The organism is Candidatus Chromulinivorax destructor, assembly GCF_003366055.1.
Taxonomy (GTDB): Bacteria; Babelota; Babeliae; order Babelales; family Chromulinivoraceae; genus Chromulinivorax; species Chromulinivorax destructor.
In genome coordinates, this window is the sequence record NZ_CP025544.1 from 641,739 (window position 1) to 658,299 (window position 16,561).

Consider the following 16,561-nt stretch of genomic DNA (forward strand, 5'->3'; position numbering starts at 1 on the left):
AGTATCACTTTTTAATTTAACAGATTATTTTTGACTAAGCAAATCACACTTTTTTTTCTAAATATGATTTTATTCCCTTTTGTAAAGCCATTAAAGACAGCATCCCGCACTGCATGCGCTTTAAGCCAAGTTGCATGTTTAACAACTGCTCTACCAGGGTGTCATCAAGCTCTAAAAGTTGTTCTAATTTCTTATCAAGAGCAAATTCTGTCAACTTTGATGCCATCGCAACACTTAAAACACAACCCTTACCCTGAAAAGCTATTTTAGTTATTTTGCTCTCATGAACAAGCGCGCATATTGTCACACTATCGCCACACGATGGGTTATACATTGGTGAAATAAAATCAAAAGATTCAAAAAGCCCAAAATTTCTTGGACTTTGATAATGATCAAGCAATTCTTGCTCGTATAAATTTTGCATACTCATCTAAAAACCCCTCATTGCTTACAAGGCAAATGCATTCTCAAGGAGAAAACATAAAGCCTTGATTTTATTCATCCCCAGTCAGTACAGTATAGTAAATTTTATTACAAAAAGGATGTCTTCTATGAAACAAAAAAACAAATTAATGCTCTTTCTTTCTTGCGGAATACTTATTTTTCAGACAGCAATTTGCTCAGATCTTGACACTCAAGAACAATACGCTCAAGATGAAATAATGTTAACTAGAAACTTTAAGCCGATTACTCAACTCGATGGTAACGAATATTCAAATTTATCCCATGTAAATGAGTTGATTAGTATAAACAACAGAAGAGATTCAGTAGATCTTACGACTGCTATACAATCAGCATCAATTGAAATACTAAAACTAGAATCACTCAATAAAGTAAGAGAAACTCTCTTAACAAGCTACCTGAATAGCAATGAAGTTATTGCACCTTTTTCTATGATTGAAGAAAAATCAAACATTAAGAAAATTGAGCAAGAAAAAATTAAACAAAATTTAGCTTATAAAAATATTGTATCAGGAGGCATTGGAATCACATCTCTAGGAGCTTCAATTTATGTTGGTAAAGTAACAGAGTCATTATTAAAGTCGGAAAAGAGAGTCTTTGGGTTTGACGACTTACTTGCAGCAAGTGCTGCACAATCAATTTGGCAAGCTGTTATTCCTACAGCATTTACTGCTATTGTTGGCTATATTGCTTGGAGGCAAGTTGATTATTATTTACATGCAGAAGAAAGAGCTCGTTTAGCTATTATGCAAGACAAAATGGACTCTGCGGACAAAAGAATAACACGAGAATTTACAACAGCTGTCAATAATCTTCGCAAAGACGTCAACTCAAAAGATTTAGAACTCAATAAACAGATATACAAAGGGCTTTCTAAGTGTGATAAAAAACTAGATGAGGCATTAAAGTACCTTAATGAAAGTAATTTTAGACAAGACGAGCAAATTAAAGCAATTGTACATGAGCAACATGAACATACAGATGATATAAATCAAATAATAAGCTTACAAGCAAGCGCTATTCAAGACCATATCAATACAAACAGAGATGTTGTCAATAAATTAGTAGCCAAAATAACGGCTCTGGATTTATATGTTTCACAACTTCAACAAACAAATCATGAAATGGCAGAAAAACAATTATTAATGCTGCCTATGATGGAACGCATTAAAACTATGATAGAAAAAGACTGGTTTGAAGACTTAAAAAATATCTATATCCCAAGTGATTCAAGCGAAGAGCACAAAGATGAAAATCCATCCGCATCACCAAAAGCTTCAATGCAAAAAGCGCCAACTCCTTTAAGCGCAACATCCAGAACTTCAACTCCGACAGTTACAGTAAAAAATCCAACTCATCAAACTCATGTAATAAAACCTCAACCTCAAAAATCAAAAACTAATAGCGACGGATACCATTATGGTATATTTGAGATACTGTATGGTAAAAAAAATAAATAAATTTAAAAGGCCTTGATATTTTTGTATCAAGGCCTTTTAAATTTATTTATGCTCAAAAACTACAAAGTCAAATCAACTATATTTTTGATCAAAGGTGTAATAGATTTCACATGAATACGCTCATGATTAATTTGATGAGCTGGCGGAGTTGAGTTAGTACAAAATAATACTTTAACTCCTAGTGCCCACAAATCGTTCCACGCAACTCCATGAAAAAAAGCATGCGTCACAAAAATAACTATCTCTTCAACCCCCATTAATTTTAATGCCATACAAGTTTGTATTAAAGTCTGCCCAGAGTCTAAAATATCATCATATACCATAACTTTTTTACCAATCTTTCCTTGAAAATCATGCATAGTAAGCTCTTGAAAATTTCTTTTTTTCAAAAAAAAACCATACGAAACATGCGGAAAAAAATCATAAATCCAAGTAGATCTTTTAATAGCTCCGGCATCAGGATAAACAAAAGTAAATCCAAGTGAAACATACCGAGCCATATCATGAATAAATAGCTGTTCTGATGTTTGAACCAAAACAGGAACGGTTGCCTGTAACAACTGATCATAATTATGGGCCTCTATAGTTACAACTCTACAAACCCCCGTACTCAATAAAAGCGCATCAGCCCACACAAAGCCGTGAGATAGACCAACGTTATAAAGATCTTGTCGCTGATAGCCTAAGTACGGCGCATACAAGGTAACTGAAGATGCTTTTCCTTGAATTAAAGCATGCAATAATAGCAACAGAGTTAAAGACTGTTCTAGCGGAGCTGTAAGTGATCCAATAACAATGCATTTTTTACCTTGTACACTATCAAGCAACTTTACAACAAGTTCTTGATTTTCAAATTGCTGAACTTCATAAAAACAACGGTCAGAAAAACCTGCGGCTAAGTATTCATACTGTTCTTGTAGAAATAACATACAACCTTTCTTGCAAAAAAGGCCTAAGAATCTGAACAACAAACTCTTAGGCCTTTTTTATTATTTTTTATACAAATTAATTCTTAACAGGTAACGTTTCACTTGTATTTTGATCAGTTTCAAATTTTTCTTGAATTTCACTGCAAACTGCTTCTAAAGAATTTTCAATAGCAACAGCTTCTTGTTGCATTATTCTTTGCTGATATAAGCAATATGCAGCACCAGCTAAAATTGCAACACACAACAAGTTCATTAAAAACTTCATACAAACTCCTTCTGCTTTTTTAAATTCGGCCTACTTTGATTTTAACAAGTTTATCACTCGATAAAATCTTTTTAACAGCTTGCTGAACTTGAGCTATCGTTATTTTTTGTAAAACATCGACTTGTTTTTCAAAATAATTAAACGGCAAATTATACTTCTTTAAAAACAAGAATGTCGAAGCTTTTTGCTCATTGCTGTCATACAGAGAATCAAATGAATTAATAAGAGCATTTTTTGCTTCTTGTAGTTCATCTTCTTCTATAGAAAGAATTGCTTCATCAATTTCTTTTTTTATAACTTTTTCAGCTTCTTCTATTCTATCATTTGACACAATTGTTTTAATCAGAATCATACCCGGTTGTTCACTTGCACCATACAATAATGAGCCACCAATGGTATAAAACAAACCAGTTTGTTCACGTAATTTAAATAATCGAGAGCTCATAGAACGAAGCGCACCACCTGTTAAAATTTGATCAAACAACAAAATTTTATCGTAATCTTCATGTAATCTATCAATAGATAGTCCTGCAAAAAGAAGAACAATTTGATCCCGATTAATATACGATGTAATATCTTGTTTTTCAACGGTTGCAAGCCCTGGATAAACCAAATTATCAACAGAGCTTCCCTGCCATTGGCCCAAAGTTTTTTCAACTAACGCTTGAACATTATAATTATTAAGATTTCCCACAAGAGCAATTCGCGCTCCTTGAGGAGATATCATATGCTTGTAATAATCAATACAATCTTGCAATGAAATAGCCGCAAGGCTTTCTTGAGACCCAAGTAACATATTATTAAAAGCATGGTCTTTATAGACAACATTACGAGCCAGCTGAACACTAAATGATGAAGGATTATCCCAGAATTTCTTTAACTGAATTGCTATGCGACCCTTAACCTTATCCAAAGAAATATCTTCAAATGATGCATTGGTAAACATTTCAGTCAATAAAGACAAACCTTTTTCAACATCTTGCTTTAAGAACGTTGTGCTCACATGGCCTGGCGTTACATAAAACGACATGCCATGCGATTCAATTTCATCAGAAAAGCTTTGACCGGGAAAGTTTTTAGTTCCTTCTAAAAGCATTCTACTGACAACATTTCCAAGACCTTGCTTAAGTTGATTGTCGTAGTAATGATTTGCTTTAAGATCAATTTGGCACTCAACAATGTCAACAGTATCATTGTGAAACCACACCAATTCAAGCCCATTAGCAAGAACAACGCTGCCTGGTTTACTGTAATCAAAAGTTTGCTTTTCATTGAGGATAACAGAATGAACATACGATCCATCTTCAACAAGAGTTTCGCGTTGCTTTGCTCCTAAAATTGCTGCATCTTCATCATCAGATTCTTGCTGTAATTTATTCAAGTATGCTATCTGGCGTTCAGGAATCGCAACAACTTCCCCTTGGTTGCGAACAACTTCATGTAAATAATTTGTCGCAAGGTTCTTTATCTCTTCAATCAAAACATTCTGCTCAATATTGCCATATTCAAATGGGTACAAAGGATCTTTAATCGCAAGAAATGATTTTCCAATTGCATAAGCTTGTTTTTGAGTGTCTTCAAGCATTTGTTGATACTCAATTTGAGCAAATCGTTGCGCTCTTTCAACTTCTTTGACGCTTGGACCATCTTGGGCTATAAGATCAATTTCTCGTTGGATATGCTGAATAATTAACTCAATGTCTTTTGCATCTTTTGGATTAAACTCAATAAACAAAACAGCTTGATCAAATAAGTCATAAGAAAACGCGTGAATGCTTACAACAAGTTGTAGTTGATCAACTAAAAGTTTGTACAAACGAGAACCTCTGCCATTTGCAAGCACATAACAGAGCGATTCAACAATAAATTCATTTTTAGTTATAACTCCAGGAATTAAGAATGAAACCGTACAGATTGGTTGCTTAATATCTCTAAATAAACGAATAGACTTGCGTTTTACATCTTCATTTAAGAAAAACTTCTCATTATTCCAACCATTTCCCGCAGGAATATGTGAAAATTCTTTTTCAATTTTTTCATGCACTTCTTCTGGATTAACATCACCAACAATAATCATTACAGCGTTATCAGGTGTATAATGTTTTTTATAAAAAGCTAACAATGTTTCGCGAGTAACACTCCATAAATCTTGCTTATAACCAATAATTGGGTAATGGTAAGGATGCGACTCAAACAGATTGGTAACCATGGTCTCTGCAAGCGTTGCGCCATAGTTATCTTTATACATTTTGAGCTCTTGAATAACAGCTTTAACTTCTGAATTAAGATGCTCTTGCTTGAAAGAACAATTCGTCATACAATCTGACATAATTGGTAAAACTTTATCCCAGTTAGCTACAGGAATATCAAACAAGTAGCCTGTATAGTCATATGATGTAAAAGCATTACAACTTCCTGATAATTTACTGACAACAAGATTAATATCAGACTCAGTTAACGTTGTTGTTCCTTTAAAAATCATATGTTCAATAAAATGAGCAATCCCTTTTTCTCCAGATTTTTCATGCTTAGAACCAACATTATACCAAAGCTGTATAGAAACTTTTTCAGCACCTTTTTTTGGACAGACAAGAATGGTAAGCCCATTACTTAAACTCGATTGAATGACACGTTTGTTTTGCATAGAGCTGTCCCCACAGTTTTTACACGATTTAAATTTTAGACACACCAAAGTGTTTTTTTATGGTATACTAATCATAAATAAATACAATTTTCACCACACCCTTTCTCATGCAATCATTTAGTTTTTCTACAAAATATCTTGCCATAGTTATTATGGCTTTCATTGCCGGCATTTGCTGGACCCCTTATTCAATATGGAGCCTTGCGATTGCAAGCGGCAGTTTATTTTTAATTTTTCAAGAAAAAAATGCCCCTTTATTATGTGCTCTTGCATGCTGTCTTTTCTTTTTTGGATCAACTCGTTATTATCAAAACAGAGAAGTTTATTTTTCAGATAGCCACCTACTTGAAAAGAAATGCAACATCATTGCAACAGTCCAAGAGATTATGCCTCGCCTTGATGAGACTGAACAAATTTGCATTATCTTGCAAGTCCACCAGATAGAAATTCATGACAAAAAGTATCCAGTTCACAAAAAAATCTATCTATTTTTGCCTTACTACACAACAGTTTGGCTTAAATCTTATCAAAAAATATCCATAAAAAATATTATACTTAAACACCCTCATTCATCTTCATATCAAGAATATTTAATTCGAGAAAATGTATGGGCTGTTGCGCATCAAAAAAAGCTTTTTTATACAACTGTTGCAAAGCCAACTGCATTTCAGCAACAAATTAATCTGTTAGCAAGCCTGCCTTTACTTGCAACACAGCATAATTTTTCAGAATTAACAAAAACATTGTATCTTTCAATTTTCTGCGGAAAAAAAATAAAATCTCCAACAACAAATCGTATGAAAAAAACATTTCAATACTGGGGAATCTCTCATCACCTAGCACGATCAGGACTTCATCTTGTTATACTCATAAGCCTTTTATCATTTCTTCTTGCTTGTATCCCATGCAGCTCATCAAAAAAACAACTGTTCATACTTGCATTATTGTGGATATATTATGCCACAACATACTCTTCAGTAGCATTTATGCGAGCTTTTTATATGTATACTTTTTATGCATTATGCAAGCAGCTTTTCCTCCCCAGCAACTCCATTCACATTCTTTTTTTAACAGCTTTTTTTATATTAACGCTCAACCCTCACCACCTCTTCTTTTTAGATTTTCAATTGAGCTTTAGTGTAACTCTTTTGATATTATGGTTTTGTCAGGCAACTCAAAATACAAAAACTATTGCTTCTTAATTCTTCGTTTTTCTATGTTGGACTCAAAATAAGTCTAGTCTGATGGTTTAATAACCAAGGAGTTCGTACATGAAAAACGCTAAAATATATATGCTCATTTTATGCATAAATTTACTACACGCCAGCCACGCAATCACAGGCGATTTTGATTCTACAAAAGCTGAAATAAGCAACCTACAGATATCAGATCCAGAAAACATTTTAATCTATACTTCTGAATTATTGCGGCTATCTCTAGAACAAGACAAGGATCAGGAATATTTAAACAGTGCTACAGAGGAAGAACTATTAGACCTGCGTACAATCTCTGCTGAAAAAGATTGCACACTCGTTGTTTTTATGGCTGCAAATAACGATTTATACAGATTTGCACTAAAAAATATCGTTCAAATGGAAGCTGTTGGCTCCAATCAAAATATCAACATCATCGTTCAGCTCCACACTCCAGGTGCTAACAATCCTACAAAGCGATATGTAATAAAAAAAGGCAAAAGATTACTTGTTCCTGCAGAGGGCCCAGCGCTCACAACAAAACTTGATAGCGGCGATCCAGAAACCTTAATTGACTGCGTAGAGTGGGCAATGAAGTACTATCCTGCAAAAAACTTAATAGTTAATTTTTGGAACCATGGCTCAGGATGCTGGGATCCAGGAGTTTTGAAAACTATTAGCACATACGATCTTTTTTATATGAACTCTGAGACAAACCTACTTGAGCTTGATCGCAGCATTGAATTCATTGAACACATCGAAGAACAAAACAACTATAATCAAAATGAAGCTAAAAAAAATCAAGACACTCTTGATGATAATGATTATCTAGAAAGCGAAAAGCGCGGAATATGCTTTGATGAAACATACAAGAGCTACATGAGCAACCAAGACCTCAAGTACGCTCTATCGCAAATTCAAAATCGAATCTTAGGCGGTAAAAAAATAGCTGCAGTTTGGTTTGATGCTTGCCTTATGTCGATGATTGAAATTACAAATATATGCAAAGATCATGCAGACTACTTTATGGGATCACAAGATGTTGAATATGCATCAGGATCAAATTATCAATTAGCTCTTAGCCCTTTTATTGATAGATCATTATCTCCTAAAGAATTTGCATGCCACATTGTGCACTCATTTGAAAAAGCATATCAAAACATCACTCGTGATTTTACACAATCAGCAATAGATTTATCGTTAACAGGTGTCATTGAAGAAAATATAGAGCTCGTTGCCCAACAGCTTGTAACTGCAATGCAATACCAGACTGATAAATCAGTTTTCAAGATGATTCAACAGTCAAAGTCCCGGCCTGCATGCACATGCTTTGAGGAACCTTCTTTTATAGACATTCGCCATCTTTACATTAACCTTCAAGCAAACCTTGGGCAAATTAACCTTAATGACAAAGCAAAAGAAGCTACAATTAAAGCAGAATTAAAATTTCTTCTTGAAAAGGGAATTAACGCAATTAATAGAGCTGTTATAGCAAATACAACAGGAAGCAACCTTTCTCATGCTTGTGGAATATCTATATATTTTCCAGAAAGAAATATATTTCACTCCTACCCAATATGTAGTTTTGCTCGCTCAAATAGCTGGATGAACCTACTCATTCAATATCTTCAACAAGCGCGATGATATTTTAAAACAAGCCGATTGAGGAGTATCAACATGCCAATTAGATGTAAATATATTTTGTCATTGTTCATACTCCTGGGTCTGCCATGCAACTTACAAGCTCAATTTAAAAAAAAATATACCTTATTAGTTTTCATGGCAGCAGATAACAATCTTGCTCGCTACGCACTTTATAACTTAGAGCAAATGCTTACGGTAGGATCAAATCAAAATGTTAATGTTCTTGTTCAGATAAATACGCCGGGCAAAGAAAAAAAGACAGAGCGTTATTTCATAGAAAAGGGAAAAAAAACTCTTATAACAGCTCGCAACCAAGCCCCAGTAGAAAAATTAAATAGCGGCAGCCCCCAAACACTTATTGATGCAGCTGACTGGGCAATGAAAAATTATCCTGCAGAGAATTTAATTTTAAACTTATGGAGTCATGGCTCAGGAATTCACGATCCTTCAAGATACTGCAGTGAATTCAACCTAGAAGTCATTGATGAATTTGAACAACGAGGCATTTGTTTTGATGATACCTTTAAAAGCTATATGACAAACAAAGACCTTACATTTGCCTTGCAAGAAATACATCAAAAAGTCTTGCGTGGCAAAAAAATAGCAGTACTTTGGCTTGAAGCATGCTTAATGTCAATGGTAGAAGTTGCAAGTTCATTAAAAAATCACATTGACTACCTTGTCTCTTCTCAAAATGTAGAATACGCACCAGGTTCAAGCTATCAACTTGTTTTACATAAATTTCATCAAGAAAAAGTTCCTTTGCCCCAAGAAATTGCATGCCATATTATAGAATCTTTTACAAAAATATACGGCCCAACAAAACTTAATTACACTCAATCAGCAATAAACTTAACCAAGATCAATGCAATTGAAATAAATATAAACTCTGTTGCTCTTGAACTACTTACTGCAATAGAACTTCAAAATAAAAAATCAGTGACAACTCTTTTAAAAAAATGCAAAACAGCACCTTTATGCACCTGCTTTCACGAGCCATCATTTATTGATTTACAAAACTTTTACAGCAACCTTCAAGCAAACATAAATCAAATTAATTTGAAAAACAAAATCAAAGAAAACTCAATAAAATCAAATCTGCGAAACTTTACAAGGCAAGGTCTACAACTAATAAATAACGCAGTCATTGCAAATACAGCAGGAAATAATGCGCACCAAGCAAAAGGGCTGTCTATTCACTTTCCAGATCATGGAGCACTGCCCTCATACCTTTCTTGCGATTTTAACCAATCTAACAATTGGGGCAAAATGCTCATGCAATATGCGATTGCAAGCAAAGCATGATTCACACTGAATAACCAAAAGAAGGTCAAGTTTCTAATTGTATTATTATGTGGATAAGTGGTGGATAAGTGGTGGATAAGTGGTGGACAACTCTCACAGAGTGTGGAATAAGCCCTGCTAGAGTAGCTATTCAGAGCAAGAAGCTCGAAAAGATCCTCCAGCAAGCACTATTCAGAGCCCGCCAAAAAGTTATCCCCATAGTTATCCCCAAGTTATCCACCACTTATCCACATAAGGCGCAACCATCAAAAGGCCCTAACACAAAGGCTTTTTGATCACTAAAATAAAGTTATCCACATAAATGAGCCTTACCTATTACTATTATTACTTTATAAATATATATAATATGATATACATGTTCAAACACGAAGATACAGTAAAAACGGTGATCCTTTTCTTTTTCCCATTTTTCTGGTATTCTGCTTGTATACAAATTGTTATAAATTATTAATAGCCCTAAGAAATATTTAAACTATGTTACATAACGTAATATCTGAACTTGTTGATGAAAAAGGTTTGAAAAAATCTGATCTCAACGAAATTATCAAAGAAGGTATCTTAGCTGCGTATTTAAAAAATACCCTGAGGCCATCTTGCGCATTGATTTTGATAAGGCAGGAGCCGTTATTGTCGAAATCGAAAAGACTGTTGTCTCTGAAACCGAAAATGAACTGACACAAATAAGCATTAGAAAAGCTCGGTTCTTTAAAAAAGGCATTCAACTTGACGAGACAATGTGGATTCCCTTTGAAGGAACAATTGGCAGAGTGGAAATTTTAAAAGCAAAACAGGTAATAGCATCAAAAATTAGAGATGTTGAGGCGCTTACTGTCTACAATGAATTTATAGACAAAAAAGGCACTATTGTTCATGGTACTGTGCACAAATGCGAGCACAGTGGAACAACGGTTATGCTTCGTGATACACTAGCTTTTTTGCCTCGATCATGCTCAATTCCCGGAGAAAAGCATGTTGCGGGCAGACCAATTAAAGCTCTTTTGAAGGATGTTTACTCTGATTTTAGAAGTGGGGGCCAGTTAATCCTTGACAGAGCGTCTGGTGATTTCCTAGTCAAGCTTTTAGAGCTAGAGATTCCTGAGATTTATGACAAATTAATTGAGGTCAAAGCTGTTGCAAGAAAAGCTGGATACAAATCAAAAATAGTTGTTGCATCTCATGATCTTAACATTGATCCTGTTGGGACGTGTGTGGGTGTTGGTGGCGGAAGAATAAAGCCTATTCTTAAAGAACTTTTTAGTGAAAAAATCGATGTCATTTCATGGGTTAATTCAAAAGAAGAGCTCGTTAAGAATGCTTTAAGACCTGCAGAGGTTAATAAAGTTGAAATCGTTGACCAGGAAGCAAAGGTTTGGCTAAGTGAGGATCAGCGCGCTTTTGCAATTGGTAAAATGGGGCAAAATATCAGCCTTGCAGCTGAGTTGCTTAATTTAAATATCCACTTGATATCATCTTCATCATCTTCAGACGATTCGATTTCGTTTTCTGATGGTCAGGATGTTGAAAATAATGAAAATAATTAGTACGAGTAGGGTTTCTGAATGCGCATATATGAGTTTTCGAAAAAGTTTGATGTCGCTGTAAAAGACATTGTTGAGCTACTTAAAGAACGAGGCGTTCGTCGAGCTGATGCAGAATTCATGCTGACAGATTCTCATATTTCATTTCTTAAAAAGCGTTTCCATATTGGAGCTGTTAAAGAGCCAGTTCAGACTGCTCACGTAAATGTTGACATTGAAGACAAGGAAGTGTCGCTTGGGGATCTAGCACAACGTCTAGGTCGTCCTGCAAGCGAGGTTATTGTTTTGCTGTTAAAGCGTGGTATCGTGGCAAACATAAATAAACTTCTTCCTCGCGATGTTCTTGCTATAGTTGCAAAAGAGTATGGCGCAACACTTGTTGATACAGTTAAAGATACTGTTAATAAGAGTAATGTTGTAAAAGAGTCGCTTCAAAAAGAGCAAGTTGTTCAAGAAAAAAGAGATCCAGTTGTTGTTATTGTTGGTCACGTTGATCATGGAAAAACAACGTTGTTGGATTACATTCGCAAGACAAAAGTTGCTTTAGGAGAAGCTGGTGGAATTACTCAGCACTTAGGTGCATACAGCGTCCCAACTAATCATGGAAATGTTGTGTTTCTTGACACTCCTGGACATGAAGCCTTTTCTGTTATGCGCGAACGAGGCGTGAGCGTTGCTGACGTTGTAGCTCTTGTTGTTGCGGCTGATGACGGCGTAAGACCTCAAACAATCGAATCTATCAAGGCTGCTCAATCTTTAAAAGCACCGATAGTTGTTGTTATTAATAAAATTGATAAAGTTGATTCGCTTAGAATCGAAACTGTTAAGCGTGAGCTTTCTCAGTACGGTTTGTTGTCAGATGAGTGGGGCGGAGAAACTCCGTATGCACTTATATCTGCAAAGACTGGTGCTGGAGTTGATGAGTTAATAGAGCTTTTAGCTTTGCAAGCAGATATGCTTGATTTAGTAACAAGTTCTGCAGTTGCTGCGCGAGGATATGTTTTAGAGTCGCAAATTCAAAAAGGAAGAGGAGCTGTTGCTTCACTGCTTTTACATTGCGGAACTCTTTCTGTTGGCGACTTCTTTATATGTGGAAAAGTCGATGGTCGAGTCAATTCAATTGTTGATGGGACAGGTAAATCTTTGAAGTCAGTTGGGCCCTCAAAGCCAGTTTTGGTTTCAGGGTTTTATGATTTTCCTAAAGCAGGTGATTTGTTACAGGCATCATCCCAAAAAGAGGTTAAAAAACATCAGTCAGAAGTTGAGAAAGATGTTCAAGTAAAGCAGCTTTATGATGCTTCTCAGGCGGCAATAAATGTAATTGTTAAGGTTGGATCGTTTTCATCACTTGATGCTGTCGTTCAGTCATTACAAGCAATTACTGTTAACAGAGCACTTCCTATTCGTGTTATTTCTTCTGGTGTAGGCGATATTAATGAGAGAGATATTGAATTTGCAGAACAAGCTCATGCTCTTATTTATGGTTTAGATGTTAAAGTTGAGCGTAATGCAGCGGCTTTAAAGAGCGAGGTTCAAGTTAATATTTACAATATTATTTACAAGTTACTTGATGATGCTCGCGAAGCTGTTCTTAAAACCAAAAAACCTGAGTATATTGAGACTCAGTTAGGCAAAGCTATTGTTAAAGCAATATTCAAAGTTAACTCCTCTATTATTGCTGGTGCTGGAGTTCATGAAGGCGCATTGAAAAAAGGTCAATTTGTTGCTATCTATAGAAATAGCAAAAAAATAGGTGAAGGTATAATTAAGAGTCTTCAGAAAGATAAAAGAGCGGTTGATACAGCTCCAGAAGGTTTTGACTGTGCCTTTAGAATTGACACTTTCGAAAGCTGGAAAATGGGCGACGAAGTAATCTGTTTTAGCAGAGAAGAAAAGAAAGATTAACTTGTTGCTTTTTGTTGCATTGTGTTGCGCTAAGGCGTTAAAATAAACGAAAACCCCCTTCTAGAAGGGGGTTTTTTGTTGTTGCTTTTTTGTCAGTTTATAAAGTTTTTACTTTTTTGACGAATCTTATAAATTTGTTTGTAGATCTCTTGCTGTAGAATATTTGAAAAAGTATTTAGGTAGTATGGTTTGAGAACTGCTTATTAACGAAGTGAAAAACTATATAAAATAGTCTTCTCACTTCGTTTTTTATTTTAAAAGGCTTGCCAGCTTTTCCAGATTTCTTTTATCGTTTTCAAGGTCTTCTGAGTGTGGAGTCTCTAATATTTTAGGTACGTTTAAAAAGCGTGCATCATTTACAATCATCATAAAAGCTTGAATGTTTATTAATCCATCCCCTATGTTTTCATGCCTGTCTACATGAGAGTTTAATTCTTTTTTTGAGTCGTTAATGTGAAAGGCTTTAAGGAATTTTAATCCTATGGTTGCGTCGAAATGAGCAAACGTTTTTTCATATTTTTCGGCTGATGTGAAATCGTAGCCTGCTGCAAATGTGTGGCATGTGTCAAAGCAGACCCCAATTCTATTTTTGTCCTCTATTCTACTTATTATTTTTGCAATTTGTTCAAAGGTGTGTCCAATGCTTCGACCTTGGCCTGCCATTGTTTCAATAAGCACGGTTGTTAAAGACCCTGGAGTTTCTTTTAGTGATTTGTCTATATAATCACCAATTAATTCAAGAGTCGCCTCTTGACTGTCTTTTTCAGATGTTCCTGGATGCAAAACAAGGTATGGTATTTCAAGTTCATGACATCTATTAATTTCATCGACTAACGCGTGGTATGATCGCTCTTGAACTCCTACTGTCGATGAACCTAAGTTAATGAGGTATGAAGCGTGTGCTATAACCATTTTAATGGGAGAATTTCTTTTTGTTTTAATAAAAAGCTCAGCTTCGCTTTGGCTGATTTTTTTTGATGCCCACTGACGATTGCTTTTTGTAAAAATTTGAATAGCTGTACAGCCAATTTTTGACCCGTTTTCAATAGCGTTGAAAAAGCCACCTGAGACTGAGAGGTGTGCACCTAGCAAGTGAGTGTGATTGTTCATAAAATCCAGTCGTTGTTTTATATGTTTTTGTACATTATAACCCTTTCAATTTGCTGCGCTAGTTTTTTTACTCCGGCTATTGTGATTTCTCGCGAAATTTAATATAGAAAAATTATTACAACAAAAATCATATAGAATATAAAAAATAGCAATTTGATATCAAGAGTTCATTTGATAAATTTGACAATAGTCGTTATTTTATAGAAAATAGCTATGATACGCTATTATACAATTGACAATATTCTGTCCTTTCGTTTTCGGGATTTTCATGAAATTTTTTCGACTTAATCAGCTGATAGCAGCTTTATTGCTATCGACATTTGCATTTTTACAATCTTCTTCATCCAATCAATCTATCAAGATGGCTGGTAAGTTAACAAAAGAGATGTATGCAAACCATTTTATGACGTACCTTAATAATACCATAGCTAATGATGCGGCGTTTAGATATCGTACAACGCTTGATGGTAACTTTTTAGCTCAGTATGGGGATCTTAAAAAGAATCCTAAAGTTGAGATCAAAGGAACTGGACGTTTTCGTTATGACGTTGGAACAGCGGCCTTGGTTAAAACAGCTCCCGTTTCTTTATCAATAGCTGGTACATCTTTTGATATTCCATCAGCAAGTACACAAAAGACATTGTTGTTTTTGCGTGAATTATCTATGAAGATTTCTTTAGATGAAAATGAAGATGGAGCGACTCATTACTTAAAGTTTGGAAGTTTTCCTTACGAACTTGGTCGCGGTATCGCTTTAGGGGCTGCTTATAATTCAGGCGGCTTTTTAGGTCTTGATCCTCGATTCTCTATTGACCAATTTGCTTCAGGTGGTATTTTTCATACAGACCTGTTTCATGATAGTGTTTCTATGGACGCTTACTTTGCTTTACTTGCAAATCCTAATGGATCATTAAGAGAAAATGCTGAAAAGATTAGAGCTATGGAAATAAGCTCTTTGCCGTTTCAAGATCAAACACGCGGTCCAAATCGTGGAGTATGGTTTGGTTCAGTTTCTTTAAATTGGAATGCGATCGATTTAAATGATTGTAAGTTAAATGTTAACCCTTATCTTTATATGCATGTTTCGCCTGATCAAACATTAGAGTTTGTAGCCGATACAGACAGTCAGCTATATGGAATTGGGACTGCTGTTGAATTTAAAGTTGGTAATTTTGAGTGGGGCTTTGAAGGTGCTTTTCAGGGTGGACAGACAGAGATTAAAGCTTGGGATAGAAATCTAACAACGCTTATTAATAATAATGGCGATGCAAGTTTCCGTTATACAAAGGTTTACTCAGATGCTGGTTTAACAACTCTTGCTTATGCTACAACAGCCAACCAAGCTGTTGTAGATTCTTTGCCAGAAGGCTATTTGCAAAACGGTCAACAAATTGGCACAAGTGGTTTATATAATGCTAATGATAGGTTCCGTCCTGCCCAAGCTCAATTTTATCACGGTTATTTCTTTGTAACTGATTTTTCTTACAGTTTTCTTGATGGACAACTGAAATGGTGTGGAGATGTCGGATATGTTTCAGGGCAGCTTGATGATTTATATGACATTACTGGGTTAGATCAAAAAGAGTTAATGCACCGAGATTTTAATGGGTATGTTCCAATTCAGTCAGTTTACTCAGGAAAAAGAATTCAGCATCTTGTTATGTTAAACACAGGCGTACCTCGTTTTACGGTTATGAATCCGACTATAAGTCCATCTGATATTAATGCACCGTCTCGTATCACTGGGGTTGCAACGTTGACAGATAAGTTTACTAATCTTGCTTATACAGGAACCGCATTTGAAATTAAGCCTGATAAATTTAAAGATCAAAAGCTTTTACTAAAGCCAGTTGCAATTTATTATTGGATGGTACAAGCACCTTATCTTGCAGATGGAGTTACTGTAGCTTCGCACGCATTAGGAACGGCATTGAGTTTAGAACTTGAAGCAACTTTAAAAGAGTGTATAAATATTGGTGGATATGTTGGTTTGATGATTCCAGGGACTCAGTACAAACAATTTGCTGGTTTGCAGTTGAGAGGCGGTAAGCTTGGAAGCAACACTGCATATGTTTTAAACTTCTTTATGGCGTATAAATTTTAAAT

Annotated in this window: 11 protein-coding genes and 1 pseudogene; 7 read left to right on the plus strand and 5 right to left on the minus strand. The window is 35.2% G+C overall.

What is annotated here, in order from left to right:
* Positions 1-43: 43 nt before the first annotated feature.
* Complete coding sequence (locus C0J27_RS03250; RefSeq protein WP_115585761.1) at positions 44-430, minus strand: iron-sulfur cluster assembly scaffold protein; 387 nt, start codon at positions 428-430, stop codon at positions 44-46.
* Positions 431-551: 121 nt separating this feature from the next.
* Here C0J27_RS03250 and C0J27_RS03255 point away from each other — a divergent pair, with 121 nt between their 5' ends.
* Positions 552-1,922, plus strand: a complete 1,371-nt coding sequence (locus tag C0J27_RS03255; RefSeq protein WP_115585762.1) for a hypothetical protein — start codon at positions 552-554, stop codon at positions 1,920-1,922.
* Positions 1,923-1,981: 59 nt separating this feature from the next.
* Here C0J27_RS03255 and prs read toward each other — a convergent pair whose 3' ends face one another.
* The 3 genes from prs to C0J27_RS03265 form a co-directional block, all read right to left on the minus strand.
* Positions 1,982-2,851, minus strand: coding sequence for a ribose-phosphate diphosphokinase (gene prs, locus C0J27_RS03260; RefSeq protein ID WP_115585763.1), 870 nt, complete (start codon positions 2,849-2,851; stop codon positions 1,982-1,984).
* Between the two features lie 76 nt (positions 2,852-2,927).
* Positions 2,928-3,116 (minus strand): hypothetical protein, encoded by a 189-nt coding sequence (locus tag C0J27_RS05685; protein ID WP_162801769.1) that lies wholly within the window; start codon positions 3,114-3,116, stop codon positions 2,928-2,930.
* 19 nt (positions 3,117-3,135) lie between these two features.
* A complete protein-coding gene (locus C0J27_RS03265; RefSeq protein WP_115585764.1) occupies positions 3,136-5,760 on the minus strand; it encodes a M16 family metallopeptidase in 2,625 nt (874 codons plus the stop codon).
* A gap of 107 nt (positions 5,761-5,867) precedes the next feature.
* On the opposite strand from C0J27_RS03265, the gene C0J27_RS03270 reads away from it, so the two are divergent.
* The 5 genes and pseudogenes from C0J27_RS03270 (at position 5,868) to infB (ending at position 13,345) form a co-directional block, all read left to right on the plus strand.
* Entirely contained in the window at positions 5,868-6,962 is a 1,095-nt protein-coding gene (locus C0J27_RS03270) for a ComEC/Rec2 family competence protein (protein WP_115585765.1), read from the plus strand.
* 69 nt (positions 6,963-7,031) lie between these two features.
* On the plus strand, positions 7,032-8,597 hold the full coding sequence (locus C0J27_RS03275) for a clostripain-related cysteine peptidase (RefSeq protein WP_115585766.1): 1,566 nt from the start codon (positions 7,032-7,034) through the stop codon (positions 8,595-8,597).
* 33 nt (positions 8,598-8,630) lie between these two features.
* On the plus strand, positions 8,631-9,902 hold the full coding sequence (locus tag C0J27_RS03280; protein ID WP_115585767.1) for a clostripain-related cysteine peptidase: 1,272 nt from the start codon (positions 8,631-8,633) through the stop codon (positions 9,900-9,902).
* Positions 9,903-10,489: 587 nt separating this feature from the next.
* Positions 10,490-11,443, plus strand: a pseudogene (gene nusA, locus C0J27_RS03290) (transcription termination factor NusA); the annotation flags it as partial.
* Positions 11,444-11,461: 18 nt separating this feature from the next.
* Positions 11,462-13,345 (plus strand): translation initiation factor IF-2, encoded by a 1,884-nt coding sequence (gene infB, locus C0J27_RS03295; protein WP_115585770.1) that lies wholly within the window; start codon positions 11,462-11,464, stop codon positions 13,343-13,345.
* Positions 13,346-13,594: 249 nt separating this feature from the next.
* Here the strand turns inward: infB and C0J27_RS03300 are convergent, their stop codons facing one another.
* Positions 13,595-14,455, minus strand: a complete 861-nt coding sequence (locus C0J27_RS03300; protein ID WP_115585771.1) for a deoxyribonuclease IV — start codon at positions 14,453-14,455, stop codon at positions 13,595-13,597.
* 268 nt (positions 14,456-14,723) lie between these two features.
* Between C0J27_RS03300 and C0J27_RS03305 the strand changes: the two genes are divergently transcribed.
* Complete coding sequence (locus C0J27_RS03305) at positions 14,724-16,559, plus strand: hypothetical protein (protein ID WP_115585772.1); 1,836 nt, start codon at positions 14,724-14,726, stop codon at positions 16,557-16,559.
* Positions 16,560-16,561: the final 2 nt, after the last annotated feature.

Bases quoted from the DNA above. Each gene is read 5' to 3' on its own strand.
- C0J27_RS03250 (WP_115585761.1), bottom strand. From the start codon at position 430: ATGAGTATGCAAAATTTATACGAGCAAGAATTGCTTGATCATTATCAA.
- C0J27_RS03255 (WP_115585762.1), top strand. From the start codon at position 552: ATGAAACAAAAAAACAAATTAATGCTCTTTCTTTCTTGCGGAATACTT.
- prs (WP_115585763.1), bottom strand. From the start codon at position 2,851: ATGTTATTTCTACAAGAACAGTATGAATACTTAGCCGCAGGTTTTTCT.
- C0J27_RS05685 (WP_162801769.1), bottom strand. From the start codon at position 3,116: ATGAAGTTTTTAATGAACTTGTTGTGTGTTGCAATTTTAGCTGGTGCT.
- C0J27_RS03265 (WP_115585764.1), bottom strand. From the start codon at position 5,760: ATGCAAAACAAACGTGTCATTCAATCGAGTTTAAGTAATGGGCTTACC.
- C0J27_RS03270 (WP_115585765.1), top strand. From the start codon at position 5,868: ATGCAATCATTTAGTTTTTCTACAAAATATCTTGCCATAGTTATTATG.
- C0J27_RS03275 (WP_115585766.1), top strand. From the start codon at position 7,032: ATGAAAAACGCTAAAATATATATGCTCATTTTATGCATAAATTTACTA.
- C0J27_RS03280 (WP_115585767.1), top strand. From the start codon at position 8,631: ATGCCAATTAGATGTAAATATATTTTGTCATTGTTCATACTCCTGGGT.
- infB (WP_115585770.1), top strand. From the start codon at position 11,462: ATGCGCATATATGAGTTTTCGAAAAAGTTTGATGTCGCTGTAAAAGAC.
- C0J27_RS03300 (WP_115585771.1), bottom strand. From the start codon at position 14,455: ATGAACAATCACACTCACTTGCTAGGTGCACACCTCTCAGTCTCAGGT.
- C0J27_RS03305 (WP_115585772.1), top strand. From the start codon at position 14,724: ATGAAATTTTTTCGACTTAATCAGCTGATAGCAGCTTTATTGCTATCG.